Source organism: Pseudoalteromonas sp. MelDa3 (assembly GCF_002863625.1).
Lineage (GTDB): Bacteria > Pseudomonadota > Gammaproteobacteria > Enterobacterales > Alteromonadaceae > Pseudoalteromonas > Pseudoalteromonas arctica.
On sequence record NZ_PJBR01000049.1, the window covers coordinates 1 to 22657 of the forward strand.

General features: G+C 40.1%; 21 protein-coding genes and 1 pseudogene. 11 read left to right on the top strand and 11 right to left on the bottom strand.

The features are described from left to right. Positions 1–287: 287 nt before the first annotated feature. From CXF89_RS10955 to CXF89_RS10965, 3 genes are all read right to left on the bottom strand, one after another. Entirely contained in the window at positions 288–1484 is a 1197-nt protein-coding gene (locus CXF89_RS10955) for a dipeptidase (RefSeq protein WP_121954609.1), read from the bottom strand. 64 nt (positions 1485–1548) lie between these two features. After that, on the bottom strand, positions 1549–1803 hold the full coding sequence (locus CXF89_RS10960; protein ID WP_121954601.1) for a YheU family protein: 255 nt from the start codon (positions 1801–1803) through the stop codon (positions 1549–1551). Next, entirely contained in the window at positions 1800–2780 is a 981-nt protein-coding gene (locus CXF89_RS10965) for a hydrolase (protein WP_121954602.1), read from the bottom strand. The genes CXF89_RS10960 and CXF89_RS10965 overlap by 4 nt, the downstream gene beginning before the upstream one ends. 613 nt (positions 2781–3393) lie before the next feature. Here CXF89_RS10965 and CXF89_RS10970 point away from each other — a divergent pair. Then, positions 3394–4242 carry a phospholipase A2 family protein gene (locus CXF89_RS10970; protein WP_145990813.1) on the top strand — a complete coding sequence of 283 codons (849 nt, stop codon included), beginning with the start codon at positions 3394–3396 and terminating at the stop codon, positions 4240–4242. Positions 4243–4296: 54 nt separating this feature from the next. Then, the gene (locus tag CXF89_RS10975; RefSeq protein ID WP_121954604.1) at positions 4297–4563 is read left to right on the top strand and encodes a hypothetical protein; all 267 of its coding nucleotides are present in this window, start codon (positions 4297–4299) and stop codon (positions 4561–4563) included. A 136-nt stretch (positions 4564–4699) separates the two neighbouring features. Here CXF89_RS10975 and CXF89_RS10980 read toward each other — a convergent pair whose 3' ends face one another. After that, the gene (locus CXF89_RS10980) at positions 4700–5113 is read right to left on the bottom strand and encodes a TIGR02444 family protein (RefSeq protein WP_121954605.1); all 414 of its coding nucleotides are present in this window, start codon (positions 5111–5113) and stop codon (positions 4700–4702) included. Then, entirely contained in the window at positions 5100–7022 is a 1923-nt protein-coding gene (locus CXF89_RS10985) for an ATP-binding cassette domain-containing protein (protein WP_121954606.1), read from the bottom strand. The genes CXF89_RS10980 and CXF89_RS10985 overlap by 14 nt, the downstream gene beginning before the upstream one ends. A gap of 132 nt (positions 7023–7154) precedes the next feature. Here CXF89_RS10985 and CXF89_RS10990 point away from each other — a divergent pair, with 132 nt between their 5' ends. Further along, a complete protein-coding gene (locus CXF89_RS10990; protein ID WP_007378899.1) occupies positions 7155–7358 on the top strand; it encodes a YheV family putative zinc ribbon protein in 204 nt (67 codons plus the stop codon). Between the two features lie 32 nt (positions 7359–7390). Here CXF89_RS10990 and CXF89_RS10995 read toward each other — a convergent pair whose 3' ends face one another. Both CXF89_RS10995 and CXF89_RS11000 read right to left on the bottom strand, forming a co-directional pair. Beyond that, positions 7391–7606: a SlyX family protein gene (locus CXF89_RS10995; RefSeq protein WP_007378900.1), complete on the bottom strand. Its 216-nt coding sequence runs from the start codon at positions 7604–7606 to the stop codon at positions 7391–7393. Continuing rightward, positions 7593–8591: a WD40 repeat domain-containing protein gene (locus CXF89_RS11000; protein WP_024589508.1), complete on the bottom strand. Its 999-nt coding sequence runs from the start codon at positions 8589–8591 to the stop codon at positions 7593–7595. Before CXF89_RS11000 ends, CXF89_RS10995 begins: the two co-directional genes overlap by 14 nt. A gap of 215 nt (positions 8592–8806) precedes the next feature. Here CXF89_RS11000 and fkpA point away from each other — a divergent pair, with 215 nt between their 5' ends. Then, positions 8807–9553 (top strand): FKBP-type peptidyl-prolyl cis-trans isomerase, encoded by a 747-nt coding sequence (fkpA, locus tag CXF89_RS11005; RefSeq protein ID WP_007582243.1) that lies wholly within the window; start codon positions 8807–8809, stop codon positions 9551–9553. Between the two features lie 65 nt (positions 9554–9618). On the opposite strand, the gene CXF89_RS11010 is transcribed toward fkpA, so the two are convergent. After that, a complete protein-coding gene (locus CXF89_RS11010) occupies positions 9619–10089 on the bottom strand; it encodes an Rsd/AlgQ family anti-sigma factor (protein WP_007582240.1) in 471 nt (156 codons plus the stop codon). 530 nt (positions 10090–10619) lie between these two features. On the opposite strand from CXF89_RS11010, the gene hemE reads away from it, so the two are divergent. Continuing rightward, positions 10620–11684, top strand: a complete 1065-nt coding sequence (gene hemE, locus CXF89_RS11015) for a uroporphyrinogen decarboxylase (RefSeq protein WP_002961084.1) — start codon at positions 10620–10622, stop codon at positions 11682–11684. A 107-nt stretch (positions 11685–11791) separates the two neighbouring features. Here hemE and sthA read toward each other — a convergent pair whose 3' ends face one another. Beyond that, complete coding sequence (sthA, locus tag CXF89_RS11020) at positions 11792–13222, bottom strand: Si-specific NAD(P)(+) transhydrogenase (protein WP_180961398.1); 1431 nt, start codon at positions 13220–13222, stop codon at positions 11792–11794. Positions 13223–13235: 13 nt separating this feature from the next. Then, positions 13236–14369, bottom strand: coding sequence for an acyl-CoA desaturase (locus CXF89_RS11025; RefSeq protein WP_024589509.1), 1134 nt, complete (start codon positions 14367–14369; stop codon positions 13236–13238). Between the two features lie 126 nt (positions 14370–14495). Here CXF89_RS11025 and fabR point away from each other — a divergent pair, with 126 nt between their 5' ends. The 5 genes from fabR (at position 14496) to leuD (ending at position 20212) form a co-directional block, all read left to right on the top strand. Then, positions 14496–15119, top strand: coding sequence for an HTH-type transcriptional repressor FabR (gene fabR / locus CXF89_RS11030; RefSeq protein WP_010555448.1), 624 nt, complete (start codon positions 14496–14498; stop codon positions 15117–15119). A 406-nt stretch (positions 15120–15525) separates the two neighbouring features. Continuing rightward, entirely contained in the window at positions 15526–17079 is a 1554-nt protein-coding gene (gene leuA, locus CXF89_RS11035) for a 2-isopropylmalate synthase (RefSeq protein WP_008171909.1), read from the top strand. Continuing rightward, positions 17076–18152: a 3-isopropylmalate dehydrogenase gene (leuB, locus tag CXF89_RS11040; protein ID WP_007582207.1), complete on the top strand. Its 1077-nt coding sequence runs from the start codon at positions 17076–17078 to the stop codon at positions 18150–18152. The genes leuA and leuB overlap by 4 nt, the downstream gene beginning before the upstream one ends. Positions 18153–18212: 60 nt before the next feature. Beyond that, the gene (leuC, locus tag CXF89_RS11045; protein WP_121954607.1) at positions 18213–19613 is read left to right on the top strand and encodes a 3-isopropylmalate dehydratase large subunit; all 1401 of its coding nucleotides are present in this window, start codon (positions 18213–18215) and stop codon (positions 19611–19613) included. Next, positions 19613–20212 (top strand): 3-isopropylmalate dehydratase small subunit, encoded by a 600-nt coding sequence (gene leuD / locus CXF89_RS11050; RefSeq protein WP_121954608.1) that lies wholly within the window; start codon positions 19613–19615, stop codon positions 20210–20212. Before leuC ends, leuD begins: the two co-directional genes overlap by 1 nt. A gap of 93 nt (positions 20213–20305) precedes the next feature. Here the strand turns inward: leuD and CXF89_RS11055 are convergent, their stop codons facing one another. Continuing rightward, positions 20306–21805 carry a DUF3360 family protein gene (locus tag CXF89_RS11055; RefSeq protein WP_007582201.1) on the bottom strand — a complete coding sequence of 500 codons (1500 nt, stop codon included), beginning with the start codon at positions 21803–21805 and terminating at the stop codon, positions 20306–20308. Between the two features lie 418 nt (positions 21806–22223). Between CXF89_RS11055 and CXF89_RS11060 the strand changes: the two are divergent. Continuing rightward, a pseudogene (locus CXF89_RS11060) lies at positions 22224–22657 on the top strand (hypothetical protein); the annotation flags it as partial.

The following is a 22657-nucleotide window of genomic DNA, read 5'->3' on the forward strand; positions in this document are numbered from 1 at the left end:
ACTTTAAAGTTAATTGTTAGAAAAAGGTCACTCAGGTGGCCTTTTTTAATGCCTGAAGAAAAGTGATTAGCTTTGAATTATAACCTTCTTGTCGTAGCTTGGGTTGAGTTTTACGAAACCCGAGGAGAAATAGTGCTGAAGATAACTACGCAGTTAGTGAGCTATTTAATACGTTAAAATGATCATGCTTTTAATAAAATTGGTACCAATAAAAAGCACGGCTAGGCCGCGCTTATATTGAGTTAGCTTTTGGTATTTTAGCCAATTACTAATATATGATAAAAGCTTTAATGCTTTTTAGCATATTCTTCAGCTTGTTTTAAAACTCTTAATAAATTACCGCTTAAAATCTTTTTAATATCTTTGTCGCTGTAATCTCTGTCCATTAAACCTTGAACAAGATTAGGGTAGCTAGATACATCTTTTAAGCCGATAGGTAATGAATCACCAACTCCATCATAATCAGAGCCAATACCTACATAATCAATACCAATTAGCTCAACTACGTGATCAATATGATCAAGCACCTGTTCAAGGCTTGCAAATGGGTATGGATTTTTAGCACGGTACGCAGCATCAAAATCGTTGCTTAACTTAGTGCCTTCTTTTTTAGCAGACTCTTTTGTGCTTTTTAATTGCTTGCCCCAACTGCCTGCTTTAGCAGTAACAAAGCTTGAGCCAAAGTTGATTTGAATAACGCCGCCATTTTCTTTAAGTGCCAATAGCATATCGTCATTCATATTACGCTCAAAGCCTGGTGTGTATTTACGAAGTGATGAATGTGAGGCAATTACCGGCGTTTTAGATAGATCCATAACCTGATAAAACGCATCATCAGAGATGTGTGATACATCGATTAACATACCAATATTATTCATTTCAGTGACAAGCTTTTTACCAAATGGGCTTAAGCCTTTCCATTTACGGCGTATATCGTAAGACGAGTCCGAAATATGGTTGCTTTGCGAGTGCGCTAGCGTGATGTAGCGAATGCCACGCTCGTAAAAATGCTGAAGATTCTTCATATCCCCTTCGATTGGAGAGCCATTTTCCATACCCATTGCGATAGAGAGCTTACCTTGTTTAAATTGCTCCTCTATATCACTGCTTGAGCTAGCAATAGCAAACTTATCGGGCGCGCGCTGGGCTACGGCTTCCATACTATCAATCATTTGATTGGCTAGCTGATAGCTTTTACCTTTACCTTCAAACTCCAAATGCGCAGGAATATAAATCGACATAAACGGTGCGTTTAAACCGCCTTTTACAGCGCGAGGGTAGTCAAAGTCGCCATCAGTTGTCGCTTTAGTTACATCAACCCAGTTTTTATGAATTCGGTAAGGTACGTCGATATGGGTATCAATTAAAATAGTGTCTTTAGCGAGCTTAATTGCCTTTTCAGATGCTGTTATTGTTTGTTCTGCTTGGGCTTGGCTAGTTAATGCTAGTGATATGGCTACCACTAGAGTGCTGAGTTTTATCATGTTTTGGCTCTTTGGGTAAAAAGCCATTGTGTACGTTCAACTCAAAAGTTACAAGTACTACGCCTTAATCAAACGACTGTGCTTGATGCTCTTCACTTTGCAGCGCTTTAAATTCGCCCTTCGAAATAATAGTTACTGACTCATGTAATTCTGAGAAAAATACCATGGCTTCGCCATTTTTAAGCTGTAGCTTAACTTGGTTAACTTTAGATTCAATGCTTGCTTCTACTTCACCGTAATCGGTGCCTTCACGCAAAACATAGCTTTCAATTAAATTGTAGAGTGTGTCTTTATCGAGTTGTTGGAGTGGAATGATCATAGTGGCTCTTTTTTAACTACCTGATTGAAGTACTCAGGCACGATTTGCTCTAACCAGTAAACCGGTTTTAATGGGTTATTACCCGTAATAAAACCAACATGGCCGCCTTTTTCTGAGATACGCAGCGTAACATGCTCACTCACATCTTGCCTACTAGGTACTGCTTTAATCGATAGCATAGGGTCATCTTTGGCGTGAATAATTAAAGTCGGTGTGGTGATGTGTTTTAAATAGGCCTTGGCACTGGCTTGTTGGTAATAATCTTCAGCGCCGTTAAAACCATGCAACGGTGCGGTGAGTTGCTCATCAAACAGCCATAAATCATCAATGGCCAGTAATTGCTCTGGCGTTAAATTAATTTGTTGCTTGATTTGCGGCAGTTTACGGTGCATGGACTTCTTCATCCGATCGAGCAAATACTTCTGATAAATTTTTGCTAAGCTTTTACGTATTACTTGGCATGATGCTGACAAATCATAAGGTGCAGACACAACCGCAGCGCCATCAAGTAAACATTGCTCGCCTTGCTCTCCTAGATATTTAGCGAGCACATTACCACCGAGTGAAAAACCAACCGCCAGTAAAGCCCGGTTTGGAAATTGCAGCTTGAGTTGTTTGATAAAAAAATCTAGATCGCCAGTTTCACCACTGTGATAAGCACGGGGTAAGCGGTTAACTTCAGTTGAACAATTACGAAAGTGCATTAATACAACGTTAAAGCCCTGCTTTTTTAATGCTTTCATCATACCCTTGGCATAAAAGCTATTAATATTGCCTTCAAGGCCATGTAATACAATAGCCAGCGGGGCATCGTCATTTTTTGGTAGTGACCAGGCAAGCTCTAAAAAATCACCGTCAGGGGTATCAAGCAGCTCTAATTGATAACGCGTATTATGAAAAGGACGAAAGAAACGCGGCATAATTGTTTGTACGTGACGGTTACTCATCCACCACGCAGGCTTGAAATTTGTAAGCATTATTTATAACTACCCAGCTAATTGAAGTATTAGTGTAACAAATTTTTGGCAATAAAAAGCCCCTAATCAAACAAGTTGATAAGGGGCTTTGCGCGTCGTGCTTAATTCTAATTGGGTGTTTGGTCGTCATGCACTTTCTTGATAAAAAAGTACACAAAGAAAAGGCATAAACTGATCACGACTCCCAGAAAACCAAATGATAAAAATAGTACTGGGTCACTAAAAAAGTCTCTGAAGAATACGTCCATAAATGCCTCCTAATGTCTATGGGTTCATCATAGTGCGAGTTGGCAGAGGCTGATATGATCCAGATCAAGCTACTTTGTTGATTATAAAAAGCGTGATTGAGAAGTTGATTTGGATCAACAAAGTTAAGTGAAGTTAGTGATGGGAAATATAATAAGGGTAAAGTTGTTAAAATATATTAGTCCACTGTTTATTTGGTGTCAGGCTTCCATATTTTGGGTAAGTTTTCTTTATGTTCAATAGTTGACTTTAGCTTCTTTATTTTTTATGTTAAAAAATTGATATCAATATAAACATTAATAATGAATCGAAAGGGACTTTATGTTGCGTAACATTTATAAAATAATTCTTCCTGCTTTGCTTTGCTTTGGTTCCACTGAATAGTGATGCTGCTTCCGAGTATTCTGTATTAACTTGTGATTCTTGTAGCTCTTCATCTCAGTTCGAGTCTTTAGCTTTATACAGTGGTGAGGGGGATTATATAATTGTCAACTTAAAAACATCTAAAGCTGAACGCTACGTGGTTAGGGATGAAGTATATGAGCTTTTGGCGACAAGAAGAGCATTGCCTAATGGTACATTAGAAGATATTTCAACTTATAATGCTCTAAAAAATGCTTTTAATGAAACTGAAAGCTTTATAAGTGGAGTGGAAAATTTTAGCTCTGTTTCGTCTGGAAATCTTAATGCTTTAAGTACAAATGTGATCGCCAATTCTGTCAGTGCTAATGGTTGTGGGACTGGTTGGAATACTTACCTAGTTCCAGATTATCCATTTGAAAACTCTTGTAATCAACATGACCTATGCTACTCAGGAAGCTCAAGTAAATATGCTTGCGATATACAATTTATTCAGAACATGTATAGGGACATAGATAACTTAGCAGATAAAATTGAAATTAAGACACTTTTTGGTTCTGTCATAATTCGAGCCCTTTTGCAAGAAAGAGCTGAATTATACTATCTAGGAGTTGTTAAGTTTGGAGATACTGCTTATTGTAGTTCAACTCAAAACACTACAAGCGATATATGTGGTCATGACGCAAGCCCTCCTGAAGGCGTTTTGCTTCGTATTGCTGAAGAAGGAAACTATGACCCTATTTTGCATGGTGAATCAGGAAGTTTGCATTCTAGTTGCGAGTTATGGCAGTTCCCCAACGGAGCTGGAGGATATTACTACTTGGAGCTGAATTGTACATGGAGCTACACTCCATAAATTCGTACTTGAATAAATAGGTAAAATAATAACCTGAATATAGGGAGTTAAATCATGAATGATGGTGTTTTAGGAATTATTGTATTAATTCTTATAGGATTGACAACCTCAATTGCTACTAATTTTTTTATCAAGAAAAAAGTAGGAGCGTTACTTCTTCCAGTATTATTAGGTTGTGTTACCTTTCAGTTTCTAGGGTATATATATTTAGGTTATGTTGATCCATTTTTTATTGTATCTACCATAGTAAGTGGAATCGTTTTATTAATTATTTCTTTTATTGTAAATATATCATTTAAATATTTCCGTGAAAACGTATGAATTATTTAATTTAAAATTTATTCGCAGCTAAAACTGGCTCCTACAAGATTTGGTTACCCGTAGGAAATGGCTTTTTAGCCATGAATTATCTCGTTATAAAAATTAACGCGCTAAAGCACGACCTACATGAGAGCTTTTACAAATATAACGATGTGTTATTTGGCGTGCTGCAAGGTGTTAGGGCAAAGCTATTAATTGTGGTTATTAACATCTGTTGTTGTTGTTTTTCTAGCTTAAGCTCGGCACTGAGCAGTTCTTTACGAATTGCAGCATAATCTGCAATTTCGGTTTGATTGGTTTTTAAATAGCCGCGGGTGGCGCGTAGGGGCTTTAATAGCTGTTGGTCAAACTCACTAATTGATTGTTCAAGCTTGTTTAGCTGGGCTTGGCTAATTACTAGATTGAGAGAATCTAGGTAATAAAGCAGCAAGCACAGGTTAACGTTTTTACCTTGCTGGTTTTGATAATCCAACAGGCGTGCTTGCATGCCACCTTCGCTATAAAGCTGACATGCAAATTGCCAAAAATCGTTGCTGTTAAGCAAGTTCATCGGCAAAGGCCTGTTCTTTTTCTTCCATCTCTTCAAGGGCCATGAGTAGCTCTTCTTCGATGTCGTTTACTTTGGGTGTTAATGTCGCTTGTTTTGCTATTAGCTCTTTTAACGTTGCTTTGTTGTCATCGTTATAAAGCTCGTTATCGCCAAGTGCAACTTCCACTTCGCTAAGTTCTGCTGAGTGTTTATCAAGTTGTTTTTCAAGCTTTTCAATTTGCTTCTTAAGTGGTTGAACAGCTTTTCTAAACTCGGCTTCGAGGCGCTTTTGCTCTTTACGATTTACTTGTGAGTTTGCTTTTGGTTCATCATCAGCTTGAGTGGCTTTTGCCGCTTCTTTGTTGGCGTTGAGTAGCCATTGATAGTATTCGTCTAAGTCGTAGCCAAACTGAGTTACTTTGCCGTCATCTACTAAGTAAAACTCATCGGCAGTATTTTTAAGCATATGGCGATCATGCGAAACGGTAACCATAGCGCCTTCAAAGCCTTGTAGTGCCATAACAAGTGCATGGCGCATCTCTAAATCAAGGTGGTTGGTTGGCTCATCCAGTAATAATAAGTTTGGCTTTTGATATACCAACATGGCAAGTACTAAACGTGCTTTTTCGCCGCCCGAAAACGGGGCTACAGGCTCAAGTGCTTTATCGCCAATGAAGGCAAAACCACCTAAAAAGTCACGTAGTGATTGCTCAGTGGCTTTTGGGTCTAGTCGTTGTATGTGCGTTATTGCACTGGCTTTTAAATCAAGGGATTCAAGCTGATGCTGCGCAAAGTAACCAATATTTAATCCGTGATGCTGAATAACTTTGCCCGCTTGCGGCTCTAAATCACCAGAAAGCAGTTTAATTAACGTTGATTTACCCGCGCCATTTCGACCAAGTAAAGCAATTCGGCTACCTGGTACAAGGTTTAGCTCTATATTATTTAAAATAGTGACGTCACCATAACCCGCTTTGGCTTTATCTATTGTCATTAGTGGGTTTGGTAATGCTTTTGGCTCTGCAAACTCAAAGTTAAATGGCGAGTCGGCATGTGCTGGCGCTAGTTTTTCCATGCGTTCAAGTGCTTTTACACGGCTTTGTGCTTGTTTAGCTTTACTGGCTTTTGCTTTAAAGCGCGTTATAAATTGCTCTAAGTGTGCAATTTGATCTTGCTGCTTATCAAACATTGCTTGTTGTTGTAGTAAACGCTCTGCTTTTTGGCGCTCAAACTGCGAGTAGTTACCTTTGTACACATTGATAAGTTGCTTATCTACATGCCAAATTTGGTCAACCACCGCATCTAAAAACTCACGGTCATGCGATATAAGTACAAGGGTGCCGGTATAAGCACGTAAAAAGCGTTCAAGCCAATAAACGGCATCTAAATCAAGGTGATTTGTTGGCTCATCGAGTAATAGTAAATCGGCGTCGCGTATTAATGCTTGGGCAAGGTTTAAACGCATGCGCCAACCACCCGAAAACGAGCTTACAGGGTTTTCTATAAGGTTATTGGCAAAGCCTAAGCCGTGTAATAGCTCACCGGCGGTTGATTCAATGCTGTAGCCTTTAATGTTTTCAAGCTGAATATGTACTTTGGCTTGTGTGTCGCCATCGTTGTTTTTCTCGGCCTCACGCAGTGCTATGCGCATTGCGTAGTATTCTGGGTGGCCTTGAAGTACATAATCAATCGCGCTTATTTCAAGTGCAGGTGTCTCTTGCTTAACAGAGGCAATAGACCAATCTTTTGGAATGCTGCAGTTACCTGCATCTAGTTGTAGTTCTGATTTTAGTAAACCAAATAACGTTGATTTTCCACAGCCATTAGCGCCAACAAGGCCTACTTTGTGTTCTGGGAATAATGTAGCTGATGCGTTTTTTAATAAGGCTTTACCGCCACGAAGTAGTTCTATTTCTGAGATTTGGATCATGAATGCGTTACTTTGCTGTGCCCTTGTTAAGTTGGCGCTATCATAACATAGAACTTAATGCTCTTATCAAGCGTATCAACAAGTGAAGTTATACGATAAAATGACAGCAGTTCAAACCACAGGAAAAATGTTGTGAGACAAAAGAAGCGATTTATTGCTGGTGCATCGTGCCCTGACTGCAAAGCCATGGATACTATGATGCTATACAGAGAACATGATGTTGAAAAAGTAGAGTGTGTTGAGTGTGGTCATAAAATGGCGCAACCCGATAACGCTGTTCAGGCGTCTACTCGCCAATTTGAACAAGTAATTGGTGTATTTAAACCGGGCGACTAACCCGGTTTTTTATTGCCTAATTTTTACCGGTTTTAGTAATGCGGTGGAGGCGGCTCAGGTGCTTCAGACATCATAGACGATGATGACTGCGACTCTTTAATTTTTTCTGCTAGCAGCTCAGTTTGGCGTTTCATTTTTGCTAAAAGTTGCTGGTGCACTTTTATTTCATCATTTAAGACTTCAATCGTCTCATCTTGAAAAGCCACTTTGGCTTCAAGTTCCATTAAGCGATGTTCAATTGTGTTCATTATTCTCTCGTATAATAAATCGCTCTGCGATACCGCTGGAGCTTTCGGTTAACAACGACTTACCGTTATCTGTAAATGTCACATCTAGCACCACCGCCGATTTAGGCTTACTGCCTTCGCGCGGGGTAACCTGCCAAGTTTGAATTTTTTCACCGCTTGGTATTTGCCACAAATCAACGCGCTTATTTGGCGAGCCGGTTGCAAGCAAAGTGCCTTGTTCGTTAAAACGCACAGCAGTAAAAATTTTCTGACGCGCAATATACTTCAGTTTACTCACAAGATCACCTGTAGTCAGCTTCCATACATTTGCTTGTGCCATACTGTCGGCCGTAAACGCATAGCGACCTTGTGGATCAAGCGTCACTTGGGTAACACGCGTTGGGTGATTAAAACGATGAATTACTTGCCCTGTACGTGTATCCCAAAAGTAAGCAACATAATCGTTAGAACCACTTAAGGCGTAGCGTCCGTTAGGTGATAGGTCAACGGTGTTAACTTTATCTTGATGACCTAAAAACTCAATACGACGTCCGGTTTCTAGGTTTACAAATACGACAACGCCGTCGCTACGGCCGTATAAAACACTACGGCCTTGATTGCTAATAGCAATATCGCGAATACTGGCTTTTTGTATTTTGTAATAACCTTTATTTTTGCCTGTGGCTATATCCCACACAGCAAACGTGTTTTTTTCGGCGGTAACAGCCACGCTGTTATCAAAAGCAATAGCAACGGCGTATACCAAACTGTCTTGATCTTGCTGCTGAAACCATTGGTATTTTAGTACCTGCTGTTGATTATCCCACAGGGCGACCCCATGGTTGATAGAGGAGATCAAACTGTATTTACCATCGTTTGACAGTGTTGATGAAAACGCACCTTGTGCAGCATGTTCGTAACTTGCTACAGCGTGTTGTTTTTTATCGGTACAGGCGATGGCTAAAAAACAGCTAAATACGATTAAAAAAGTACGAAATATCGACATATTACAGGTATTTCCCCTTAACTCTTAGTGACTGAGAGGTTAGACTAGGACGCGTTAAATGCCTAGGTTGTTTGTCTAATCACTGGATATGTTTTTAGTTTAGCTAACAATGTGGAATTTAGTCATTAAACAAGCAGCCTATCATGTGGGCCGTTAATCTTTAACTAGTAATAATACATTAAAATGACAACTGCAAAGTGTGTCGGAGATTTAAAATGAAAAAGACGATTAGATTGTCATTGATTGCAGCGTCAGTTTTAGCGCTTACAGCTTGTAATCAAGAAGCAAAAAAAGAACAAGCTGAAGTTAAATTAGACACTGTAGAACAGCAACAAGCATACGGTATTGGTGCATCTGTAGGTAACTTTTTAAATAAAGACCTAGCAGACAAAACAGAAATTGGTATTGAACTAGACCAAGCACTTCTAATCCGTGGTTTTGAAGATGCACTTGCTGGTAATGCAAAAATTGACGAAGAAAAAATTCGCGAAGTATTAACTGAACTAGATACATCAGTACGTACTAAGCAAGAAGAAAAAGCAAAAGTAGAGTCTGAAAAAAGTAAAGAAGCGGGTGTTAAATACCTAGCTGACAACGCTAAAAAAGAAGGCGTTACAGTAACTGAGTCTGGCCTACAGTATGAAGTACTTAGCGAAGGCGATGGCGAAAAGCCAGTAGCAACTGATGTAGTTAAAGTACACTACAAAGGTACTTTATTAGACGGTACTGAGTTTGATAGCTCATATGCACGTAACGAACCTACAACTTTCCCTCTTAACCGCGTAATTGCTGGTTGGACTGAAGGTTTACAACTTATGTCAGTGGGTTCTAAGTACAAGTTCACTATTCCTTCAGAACTTGCTTACGGCGACCGTGACTTAGGTAAGATTCCAGCTAATTCAACACTTGTATTTGAAGTTGAATTACTTGAAATTCAAAATGAAGAAGCACCAGCACAATAATAAGTTTATTGTGTAAATGCAAAAAGGGACCTTAGGTCCCTTTTTTAATATGCGTAAATAACATATTAGTTTGCGTGATTAGAAAACAAGTTATCAATAAGCTCATCTTCAAGTGCAAAGCGTGCTTCTAATGCCTCACCAATAACAGACAAGTCATCATCAAAACCCTTTAACAAGTCTTCTTTGTCTACTTCAGCGTACTTATCATTAAAATCTAACGCTATGTCGGTTGTACTGGAAATACGCGGGTAAATAGAGTTTGCAAGCTCTTGGCTCTGTAAGCCCTTTTTTTCACATGCTTTTGCTATATCGTCATACACTTCAAAATGGCCCGCAGATAGGTAATCCATTAAAAGTTGGCAAAATGATTCAATTAGTTTTGGCTCTGGCAATGCTTGATCTTGTTTTTCGTACGGCGTAAAACCTGCAATTTTGCAATAAAGTACAATAAGGTCTTGGCGTTCGTTTAGCCATTTATCAATTACTGTGTGGCTACCACCCCATTTTTGTTGAGCTTTTTCTACACGCGTCAGCATAACTGTTCTCCTAGCTGGGTTGGTCTTTCAATTAGAATATAATAAGTTTATGTACATCAAGATATATTTAATTTGCGAGTATATCAACAAGTAAAGTTGAGCTACTTTGAGGGGTGTACCTTTTTATATAATCTAAGGCGAGAGATTTTATTTTAGGCAAGAAAAAACCACCAGTTACGGTGGTCTAATTTCTTTCAGTGACTTGTTATAACAAGCTTTCTTATTTTTATGAGATGATTTTTATTGTTATTATTTTAAAACATTTATTTTTATTGTTTTAAGATTTTTATTATTGTTTTTGTTAACGCGGGACAAACAATAACAAGGTTTTTGTAATGTTGCAAACATATTAATAAAAAGTTTTAAATGTTATTCTTTTTTGCTTATTTTATAATCAAAATGGATTAAAGCACGCCATTATATTGATCTGCCTCTAGGTAAAGCTGTTTTCGTCCCTAAGCAATAGAGGGTCGGAGAATATGGTGGTACAATCTTGCACAATTTATACAAGTCTTAGGATCATTTACGCCATGAGCGAATTAAAAAACGACCGTTATTTACGTGCACTTGCAAAACAACCTGTTGATGTAACTCCGGTATGGATGATGCGCCAAGCAGGACGCTATTTACCAGAGTATCGCGCTACACGTGCACAAGCGGGCGATTTTATGAGCCTGTGCCGTAATGCTGAGCTTGCGTGTGAAGTAACACTGCAGCCATTACGTCGCTACCCGTTAGATGCCGCTATATTATTTAGTGATATTTTGACGATTCCAGATGCGATGGGTTTAGGTCTTTACTTTGAAACTGGCGAAGGCCCTAAGTTTGAACGTCCTATTTCATCACTTGCTGATGTTAAAAAAATTCCAAAGTTAGATCCTACAGACGAGCTTGGCTACGTAATGAACGCAGTAAGCACTATTCGTCGTGAACTTAAAGGTGAAGTACCGCTTATTGGTTTTTCTGGTTCACCTTGGACGCTAGCAACTTATATGGTTGAAGGCGGTAGCAGCAAAGTATTTGGTAAAATCAAAAAAATGGCGTTTGCAGAGCCGCAAACACTTCATTTATTACTCGATAAGTTAGCTGACTCAGTTATTGATTATTTAAATGCTCAAATTAAAGCTGGCGCGCAATCGCTAATGGTATTTGACTCATGGGGTGGTGTATTAAGCCCGCGCGATTACAACGAATTTTCACTGCAATATATGCATAAAATTGTAGATGGCTTAATTCGTGAATACGATGGTCGTAAAGTACCGGTTACTTTGTTCACTAAAAATGGTGGTCAATGGATTGAAGCTATTGCAGCAACAGGTTGTGATGCAATTGGTCTTGATTGGACTATTAATATTAGCGACGCTAAACGCCGTGTGGGTGATAAAGTAGCTCTACAAGGTAATATGGACCCATCTATGTTACACGGTACACCAGAGCGTATTCGTCAAGAAGTAGGCACTATTTTAGAAGACTTCGGTACAGGCAATGGCCACGTGTTTAACTTAGGCCACGGTATTACACCAGATGTAGACCCTGAAAATGCTGGTGTATTCATTAATGCAGTACATGAGCTAAGTGCTAAGTACCATAAGTAATAGCTACTTAAATAAGCTTTAAAACTGTTTAAAAGTAAAAAACCCGCTAAGTTGCGGGTTTTTTGTTACCTATTTATAAAGGCTTTTAAAACTTCTTAGTTAAGCAGTTATTTAAATAAGCGATTTAAACCATTTAATGCCGCAACACGGTAGGCTTCAGCCATGGTTGGGTAGTTAAATGTGGTATTTACAAAGTAGTCGATATTATTGCCACCATTTTTTTGTTCCATAATAGCTTGGCCAATGTGAACAATTTCAGAGGCACGTTCGCCAAAACAATGTACGCCAAGTACTTCTTTGGTTTCGGTGTGGAATAATATTTTTAAACTACCTACTTCAGTACCAGCAATTTGCGCACGTGCCAAATGCTTAAACTGAGCACGGCCAACTTCATAAGGTACTTTAGCGGCTGTAAGTTCTTGCTCTGTTTTACCTACTGAGCTCATTTCTGGAATGGTATAAATACCAGCCGGAATATCAACAATCAGTCTGTCATCGCAGTTACCACATGCAATTGCATCAGCAGCTATGCGACCTTGGTCAAACGCAGCACTAGCAAGGCTTGGATAGCCAATTACATCACCTACAGCGTAAATGTTATCAATTTCTGTTTGATATGTTTCGTTAACTTTTAATTGGCCACGGCTATCGGCTTTTAAACCAATGGCTTCAAGGTTTAATGTATCAGTGTTACCAGTACGGCCATTAGCAAATAAAATACAGTCAGCTTTTACGCGTTTGCCTGATTTTAAATGCATAATAACGCAGTCGTCACGCGTTTCTATTCGGTCAAACTCTTCGTTATGACGAATAACAATACCGCTGTTCCAAAAGTGATAGCTAAGCGCGTCAGATATTTCAGCATCCATAAAAGCAAGTAGTCGGTCGCGTGTATTAACCAAATCAACTTTAGCGCCTAAACCTTTAAATATAGAAGCGTACTCACAACCAATTACACCAGCGCCGTATATAAGTACGCGGTGAGGGTCGTGTTTAAGACCTAAAATAGTGTCGCTCTCATAAATACGAGAATGCGTAAAATCGACTTCTGGTGGGCGATAAGGACGTGAACCGGTTGCTATAACAATCGTTTTAGCAGTCAGTCGCTCAGTTGAACCATCATTTCTTTTTACTTCAATTGTGTGCTTATCTACAAAGCTCGCATCACCTTGAAACATATGAATGCGGTTACGATCGTAAAAGCTACTACGTAAATTAGATTGCTTAGAAATAACAGAACTTGCGTGACGTAAAATATCAGGAAATGTTAAGCGGCTAGGGCGCTCACCAACATTAAATAACGGATTTGCTTTGTATTCAATATAGCGGCTAACAGAGTGGCGAAGCGCTTTTGAAGGAATTGTTCCCCAATGTACACAACCGCCACCAACTGATTCTTGGCGTTCAATAACCGCTACTTTTTTGTCGTTTTTTGAAAGGTTCATGGCGGTACCTTCACCGCCAGGACCCGTGCCAATAATTATTGCATCATATTGGTATGTCACGGGTACTTTTTTTTGTTCTGGTTGTTTGGCCACAGCCACTCCTAAATTAATTAAAAGAGGCTTTTAATAACCTCGCATTAAGTGCTAGCCATGCCTGTTTTTGATTTTCCCAGGCGGCTTCCAACTCATGGTATTGTGCCATTAATGCTGAGCGTTCACACTGCTTTGCCATGTTATTTTTTTTAACTTCTAACACTTGTTTTTGTAGTGAACAATAATTTTGCAGTTTTTTCAGCAGTAAATCGTACTCTTGTTGTAATAATGTAATCTTATCTTGTGCTAAAGGCAATTTTGCAAGACGCGTTTGCGTTTTGCTCATTAGCGTTTCGGCCTTTGCTTTTTCGATACGTTCAACAGGTGTACGCTTTAGTTTATTGGCTAAACCAACAGCTGCTAAAGAGCGGATCATCCATTTTGTTGGATCGTAATGAAACCATTTAATACCGTTACGGTAGTCGCTTGCAAAAATATGGTGGAAGTTGTGATACCCCTCACCGTATGTAAATAACGCTAAAAAGCCGTTATCGCGTGCCGTATTTTTTTCGGTGTATGGGCGAGAGCCCCAAATATGTGCAACCGAATTTATAAAAAAGGTAAAGTGTTGGCTTAGTACTAAGCGTAGTAAACCTGCAAGAATTAACATACCCCACACATCACCAACTAATAAACCAAGTGCAAGAGGCAAACCTACGTTCATAGCAATAGCTAGTTTTAAGTAGTGCTTATGTTGCCACATAACGACTTTATTTCGTTGTAAATCACGACAATTACTATAGTCGTTGTAGCTATCGCCTTGGTAGTCACGTAACATCCAGCCGATATGGCTATACCAAAAACCATTGGTAGCCGCGTAAGGGTCTTTTATTGGGTCGTCAACTTGACCGTGATGTATACGGTGATCGCTACTCCAATGCAAAGCACTGTTTTGTAGTGCAAAAGCACCGCCAAGCGCAAAAATAAATTCAACTGCAGGGTGTGCGTTATAGGTTTTATGTGCCCATAATCGATGGTAGCCGGCAGTAATTGATAAGCCCGCATAAAACATGCAGCCTACAAAAGCAATCCAATGCGCGCTGGTAAATCCGTAGCTAATGGCGTACCAAGGTACAAGTGTGGCAGCCGCCAAAAAGGTTAGGCTAAAAAATAGGACGTTTGTCCAAATAATCGGTGGTTTATTCATAATTCTCAATCTCAGCGTACAACTGTAAGCTAAAATAGTATTTCAAACTCTCGTCGTCAAGTATTAGACTGTACAATTGAGCTAATATCACTAAATATTCATATAAAATAATTCAGGGAGCTGTTGATGTCGGGTGTTAGAGCGCAACAGAAACAAAAAACACGACAGGCGTTAATTCAAGCGGCATTTAATCAGCTGAGTGCTGATCATAGTTTTTCGAATTTAAGTTTACGCGAAGTAGCACGAGAAGCCGGTATTGCCCCAACTTCTTTTTATCGTCATTTTAAAGACATGGATGAGCTAGGTTTAACCATGGTAGACGAAGCCGGTTTAACCCTTCGTCAACTAATGCGTCAAGCACGCAGACGAATAGCTAACGATGGCGGCAGTGTTATAAATACCTCAGTGGTTACTTTTATGGAGTTTATTGATAACTCAAGTAACCAATTTAGGTTGTTGCTGCGAGAACGCTCTGGGACTTCTAAAGCATTTAGAGCCGCTGTAGCCCGCGAAGTAAAACATTTTATTTTAGAGCTGGCTCATTATTTAGAAAGTGAAACTAAGTGTAATGCCATGCATGCCTATATTCAGGCGGAATCTATGGTAACGCTCGTATTTAATGCGGGTGCAGAAGCGCTCGATATAGAAGGATTGCAACGCGACGAATTAATTGAGCGTGTTATTTGGCAGCTGCGTTATATTACTCGTGGAGCCGGGCATTACGTAAGAGAAACGAATAAAGAAGCATAGCTTAAAAAAATTGTAAAAAGTTAATATAAGCACGGTATATTGCAGTGCTTATTAATTTAAGCGTCGCTAGTTACGTATTTGTTGTTTTAATTCCCAATATAGACCTATGTTGAATTAAAAAACCCAATTGAATCGTTTTTAAATCTATTGTGTAGAATATTTATGCTTGCTTGGTGCGGCTATGAATGTTAAAAATAGGCTTCACTGAACACACACATAAGAAAACAAGATGCATATTATTCGTTTAATTACACTAAAACTTAACCTCTTACTGCTATGGCAAGTAAGCGGGGATTAGTGTGTTTGCATCGAGTTGAACACTAAAAAACCCCGCAATTGCGGGGTTTTTTTTATCTCGCGGCTGGGATTAATTGAAATTTGGGTAACATAGGAATGAGGGGCAGTTATGCAAGAGCAAGATAAAGTATGGATTTTTGATACCACCTTACGTGATGGCGAACAGGCGCTTAAAGCAAGCCTTACTGAAGATGATAAAATTCAATTAGCACATACAATTAGCCGCTTGAATGTGGATGTGATGGAAGTTGGCTTTCCGGTTTCAAGCCCTGCTGATTTTCGCTCGGTGCAACGTATTGCAACCGAAGTAAAAGGTCCTATTATTTGTGGTTTAGCACGCTCTGTTGCTAAAGACATTGAAGCCTGTGGCGAAGCACTTCGCACAGCTCAGCAAAGCCGTATTCATACTTTTATTGCCACAAGCCCTTTGCACCTTGAACATAAATTACGTATGAGCTTAGACGATGCAACGGCAATGGCTGTTAAATCAATTAAATTGGCACGTAACTATACTGATGATGTTGAGTTTTCGTGTGAAGATGCCGGTCGTACGCCGCATTGGGATTTATGTAAAATTGTTGAGCAGGCAATTAACGCCGGAGCTTCAACGATTAACTTGCCAGATACCGTTGGTTTTGTAACGCCAGACGAATACGCTGCGATGATCCGTCATTTAATGAATAACGTGCCAAATATTGATAAAGCGCGCTTAAGTGTGCATTGCCATAACGATTTAGGCCTAGCAGTAGCAAACTCAGTAGCTGCAGTGCAAGCCGGCGCACGTCAAATTGAGTGTACTATTAATGGCATTGGTGAGCGTGCTGGTAACTGCTCGCTTGAAGAAGTGGCGATGATCATGAAAATGCGCCACGACCACTTAAAAGTATATACCGATATTAAAAGTGAAGAAATTTACCGCGCATCTCGCCAAGTGGCTAAAATTTGTAATATGCCAGTACAGCCAAATAAAGCGATTGTTGGCGAAAACGCCTTTGCACACAGCTCTGGCATTCACCAAGACGGTGTATTAAAAGCGCAAAATACTTATGAGATTATGTCGCCAGAAAGCGTGGGTGTGCCAAGCAACCAATTAAATATGACTTCGCGTTCGGGTCGTCATGTTATTGAGCATCGCTTAGAAGAGTTAGGCTATCAAAAATCTGATTACGATATGGATGGCTTATATAAAAGCTTTATTGAGTTGGCTGACCAAAAAGGCACCGTATACGATTACGACCTTGAGGCGATGATTTACTTTAATCAAATTAACGACAAAGACGAAAAATACCAATTAGAATTTGTTAACTCAGCCTCTAACTCACAATCGGTAGCAAGCTCTACTATTGGAATGCGCATTGATGGCGAAGCTAAACAAGAAGCCGCGACAGGTAATGGCCCAGTTGAAGCTTCGTTTGCAGCTATTGAGCGCTTAACCGGTATGAGCGTTGAAATGATTGAATATAACTTAGAAGCGACAGGCCAAGGTGCAAGCTCATTAGGCCAAGTAAATATTATAGCTAAATACGATGGCCGACCTTACCACGGTGCGGGCATTGCAGCGGATGTGGTTGAAGCGTCGGTACGCGCCATGATCCGTGTTTATAACTTAATTTATCGTGCACAAAAAGTGTCTGATTTAAAACAACAAAGGAAAGCAGGATGAGTAAAACAAACTACAGCGTTGCGGTATTAGCTGGCGACGGTATTGGTCCAGAAGTAATGGCAGCAGCAGAGCAAGTACTTGATGCTGTGAGCAATAAGTTTGGTTTTACCCTAAACCGCGAGCATTATGCAATTGGCGGCGCAGCCATTGACGAATTTGGTAAAGCATTACCAGAGAGCACGCTTACTGCGTGTGAAAACTCAGACGCTATTTTATTTGGTTCGGTAGGCGGTCCTAAATGGGAAAACTTACCACCAAACGAGCAGCCTGAGCGCGCATCGTTATTGCCTCTTCGTAAGCACTTTGGTTTGTTTTGTAATTTACGCCCTGCACAGTTATTACCTGCATTAAGTGCAGCATCGCCACTTCGCGCTGATATTAGTGAAAAAGGTTTTGATATTTTATGTGTGCGCGAACTAACTGGCGGCATTTACTTTGGTGAAAAAGGCCGCAGTGGTGAAGGCGCAGAAGAGTTTGCATTTGATACGCAAACATATTCACGAAAAGAAATTGAACGTATTGCACGCTTTGCTTTTGAAGCTGCAAAACTACGTAGTAACCATGTTACCTCTGTTGATAAAGCCAATGTATTAGCATCAAGCGTATTATGGCGCGAAGTAGTAACCGAAGTAAGCAAAGACTACCCAGAAGTAAGCTTAGATTACATTTACGTAGATAACGCCGCTATGCAGTTAGTTAAGCAGCCTAGCCAATTTGATGTATTACTTTGCGATAACTTATTTGGCGATATTTTGTCAGATGAGTGCGCCATGATCACAGGTTCAATGGGCTTATTACCATCGGCAAGTTTGAATCAATCAGGTTTTGGATTGTACGAGCCAGCAGGCGGTTCAGCACCAGATATTGCAGGTAAAGGCGTTGCAAACCCAATAGCACAAATTTTAAGTGCCGCATTAATGCTACGTTACTCGCTAGGGCAAGACGAAGCTGCTCGCACGATTGAAAAAGCAGTAGCAGAAGCCGTAGAAGCAGGCGTTGGCACACCAGATATATATCCAAATGCAGGTTACAGCACAAGCGATGTGGCAGCAGCCATCGTTTCACGCATTTAATAACATATTAAAGTTGCAGCACCGTTATGCTGCAACTCAAACAGATTAGGGAATTAGCAAGTGGCCCAAACGTTATACGAAAAAATTTGGCAATCACATACCGTTGCCAGCATAAACGAGCAAACCGACTTACTTTATATTGACCGCCATTTAGTGCATGAAGTTACTTCTCCGCAGGCCTTTGCAGGTCTACGTGAAAAAAACCGTACTGTACGTTGCCCAGAAAAAACCTTTGCAACGATGGATCATAACGTATCGACTAAAAGCCGATCACTTGATGCCGCAAGCGAAGTATCTAAAAATCAATTAATGGCGCTTGATAAAAACTGTAAAGAGTTTGGTATTGTGCTTTACGATTTAAACTCAATTAATCAAGGTATTGTGCACGTAATGGGCCCAGAGCAAGGGATTACTTTGCCTGGCACAACCATTGTATGTGGCGATAGCCATACCTCTACGCATGGTGCGTTTGGCGCATTAGCGCATGGTATTGGTACCTCTGAAGTTGAGCACGTATTAGCAACGCAAACGCTACAGCAAAAAAAGGCGAAATCGTTAAAAATTCAAATTAACGGTGTATTGCGTCCAACGGTTACGGCTAAAGATTTAATTATGGCGGTAATTGGCAAGTTAGGTACCGCTGGTGGCACAGGTTATGTAGCAGAGTTTTGTGGTGAAGGCATTGAAGCGCTTTCAATGGAAGCCCGTATGACGCTATGTAATATGAGCATAGAAATGGGTGCAAAAGCGGGTTTAATTGCATCTGACCAAATTACTTATGATTACTTAAAAGGTCGTCCGTTTGCACCTAAAGGCGCAGATTTTGATGCAGCCGTTGAATATTGGGAAACATTAAAAACAGACGAAGGCGCACACTTTGATTTAGTTGTTGAGCTAAATGCTGACGACATTCAACCACAAATTACCTGGGGTACAAGCCCAGAGCAAGTAATTGGTGTTGATGAGTGCATACCCGATCCAGACCAAGAACCAGATTTAATTAAAGCCGATGCTATTCGCAGCGCGCTTAAATACATGGATTTAAAAGCGGGCGATAAATTATCAAGCGCGAAAGTAGACACGGTATTTATTGGCTCATGTACAAATAGCCGCATTGAAGATTTACGCGCAGCTGCAAAAATTGTTGAAGGCAAACATGTGGTAGCCGGCATTGAAGCGTTAATTGTACCGGGCTCTGGCTTAGTTAAAAAACAAGCCGAAGACGAAGGCTTAGCCGATATTTTTAAAGCCGCTGGCTTTGAATGGCGCGAACCGGGTTGTTCTATGTGTTTAGCGATGAACGATGACCGCCTAGGAGCAGGCAAGCGTTGTGCATCTACTTCTAACCGTAACTTTGAAGGTCGCCAAGGTCGTGGCGGGCGTACCCATTTAGTTAGCCCTGCAATGGCCGCAGCTGCTGCAATACATGGTCACTTTGTTGATATTAGAGGAGAAGCCTAATGAGCGTATTTTTTAGTGGCTTAATGGCCCCACTTGATAAAAACAATGTAGATACTGACCAAATTATTCCTAAGCAGTTTTTAACATCAACTAGCCGCGAAGGTTTTGATGCAGCATTGTTTTATGATTGGCGTTACCTAGATAACGACGAGCCAAACCCTGACTTTATTTTAAATCGCCCGTGTTACCAAGGCGCGCAAATATTATTAACGCGCGACAACTTTGGTTGTGGCTCATCTCGTGAGCACGCGCCATGGGCGCTGAAGCAATATGGCTTTGAAGTTATTTTAGCTGAAAGCTTTGCAGATATTTTCTTTAATAACTGTGGTAACAACCAAATGTTAGCCATTGCATTACCTGCCGATACGCTTGAGCAATTGTTTGTACTTAGCGAGCAGCACGACGATATTAACATTGAAATCGATCTTGAAAATCAAACACTAACAAGCAGTAAGTTTGCACCAATTAGTTTTGATATTAGTAAAGAGGTAAAAGATCGTTTGTTAAGTGGTTTAGACTTTATTGGTGTAACCGAAACGCTAAACCCACAAATTGATGCGTTTGAAAAACAACTAGCGACTGAGCGTTCTTGGCAGTAATTGCTTAACCGTGTGTATTAAAAATCACGTATTAAAAAGCACGGCAATTGCCGTGCTTTTTTGTGGGTAAATATGAGATGTAATAGCTAAAGGTTAATGCCTAAAGTCAGCCATTAACGCAGGTATACCGGGTAACATGCCTACAATTGCCATTACAGTGGTAAGTAGCACAAACATGATAAGTGGAATCACCCAGCGGCTCATTTTAGTTAGCTCAGCGCTGCGCTCTTTACAGCCAATCAGCCCTAAGTTATCAAGTAACATAGTAAGTGACCAACCAAAAGCAGGATTAACCAAGGTCGAAGCAAACACCACAATAGCGGCTGATTGCGTCGTTTTACCTTCGCGCGTCATTTCCATGCCAGCTTCAAGTAGCGGGATAAACACACCAACAATAAGCGCTACACACAATACAGGCTGCCAAATTGCTAAATCCATAGGGTAACCCCATAAACCAGCAATAATACAAAATAATGCAGTTAAAATAGCGCCAGCAGGGATAGGGCGTTTAGCAATAGCGGCAGGCACAATATAAGTACCCCAAGAGGAGGCAAAGTTAGCACCACCGGCAAGTGAGCCGAATGTTTGTCTAACCGATGCACTTAGCATGGTGTCGTCGATATTCATTTGTACTTTTTCAGTGCGTTGCGGATAACTTATTTTTTGAAATACTTGATGGCCTAAAAAATCAGGAGACCACATAGCAACGGCGAGCACTGCAAATGGGAGTACAACAACAAAGCTTTCAAGCGTTGGTAAACCTAGCATCCAACCCGTGTTTTCGCCCCACCAGTAAGCTGGGTTCATATTTGGTAAACCCGGTGCAGTATGAAACTCAAACGGTGCGCCTAAGGCAAAGGCAACCACGCCACCAATAAGGCAACTTAACGGCACGGCTAACCAACGCTTTTTAAAGTGCTCTAATAGCGCATACAATAAAATGGTGGCTAAAATAACAATAAACGCAATGTGTGCCATATCAATGGCTTCAGCCCAAGCAAACAGCTTTTTAACTTGCGAAATAGTACCAATAAAGCCTAAATAAATAAGTAGCCCGCCACATACACCTTTACTGGTTAGGCGCGCGAGCATACTTCCTCCCTTGGTTATGGCTAAAATAAAACCAAAGGCACCAATGAGTAAGCCAAACGCCATAGGGTGACCGCCAGCAGCAACAACAATAGGAATTAACGGAATAAGCGGGCCGTGAGTACCAGCCAAGTTGGCTGTTGGTAAAATAAAGCCTGAGAATAAGATGATAAAAATAGAAACAATGAGTAATTCGTAACGTACATTTTCTAAAACAAATGCATCGCTTAAACCAAGAGGCGCCGCAAAGGTTGCTGCAATAGCCCCCACCATAACGACTTTACCAATAGTGCCCGCCATTGCAGGTATAGTGTCTTCAAATTCAAATCGGTAATCTCTAAACGGTAAATTAGGACGCCAGCGCTTAGGCTGCATAATTTGTAATTCATGTTCGAGGTACTCGTCGCGAGTATTAAACTCTGAACTCGGCTTGTGAAGTTGCTCGTAGCTTTGAGCATCCTTGTGCGTGTTTGATGGTGCATCACCGGGTGGTGTAGTTTGCATGCGCTCTCCTGCAACATTGTTGCTTAATCAAATAAATACGGCTTTTGTTAAAGCAAATGAATATTGAACATGCAGGGTAAATCAGCTCTTAGGCTGGGATGTATAGGCAAAAGGTCGTGCATGGTTGTTTTTAATACAGTTAATCTGACAATCAGCTTTACGTTAAAAATTATAAAACCACACAAAATGATTTAAAATTACTATAAATCAATGGCTTGTTTTTATTTTTAAAGAATTTGATCACTGTTTATAGCGGGAAATAGTGTTAATGGCAGGTTATTATCCTTTAGTCTTAGTGGTTGTAAAAGTAGCTTTGTTTGAAAAGCTTATTGGTAGCAGCCGTTAATTTCGTTTTATTTGTGGTGAAATAATACTTCTGTTACTTTCGGATTGTTAATAACAGCAATAAAGAATAGAGATGCAACTCAACTCCCCTAAATCAATTGGTATTTTACTTGGTACGCTTTACGGCATATTTATGCGGCTGTTTGTAGAGCTAGTCAACGCTTATAATTTAGGTAGCTTAGTCTCTATATCATTTATGTTTTTAGTGCCTGTTGCTATTGGCTATATTCGTATTCACTTTGAGTACAACGAATCAAAAACATTAACTAAAAGGCAAATGATCACGATTGCTTGGCAGCCTATTTTTGTTTTTTTATTTGTAAGTGTAATTACTTTACTTGAAGGGAGCATTTGTGTGGCAATGGCTTTGCCTGCTTTTATGTTTTTTGCCAGCATTGGTGGGTTACTTGCGGGCTTTGTTAGAAAGCGTAAAATAAAAAAAGCGAATAGCTCGTTATTATCAATTGCCTTGTTACCTATATTGCTCTCACCTATTGAAGTTAACTT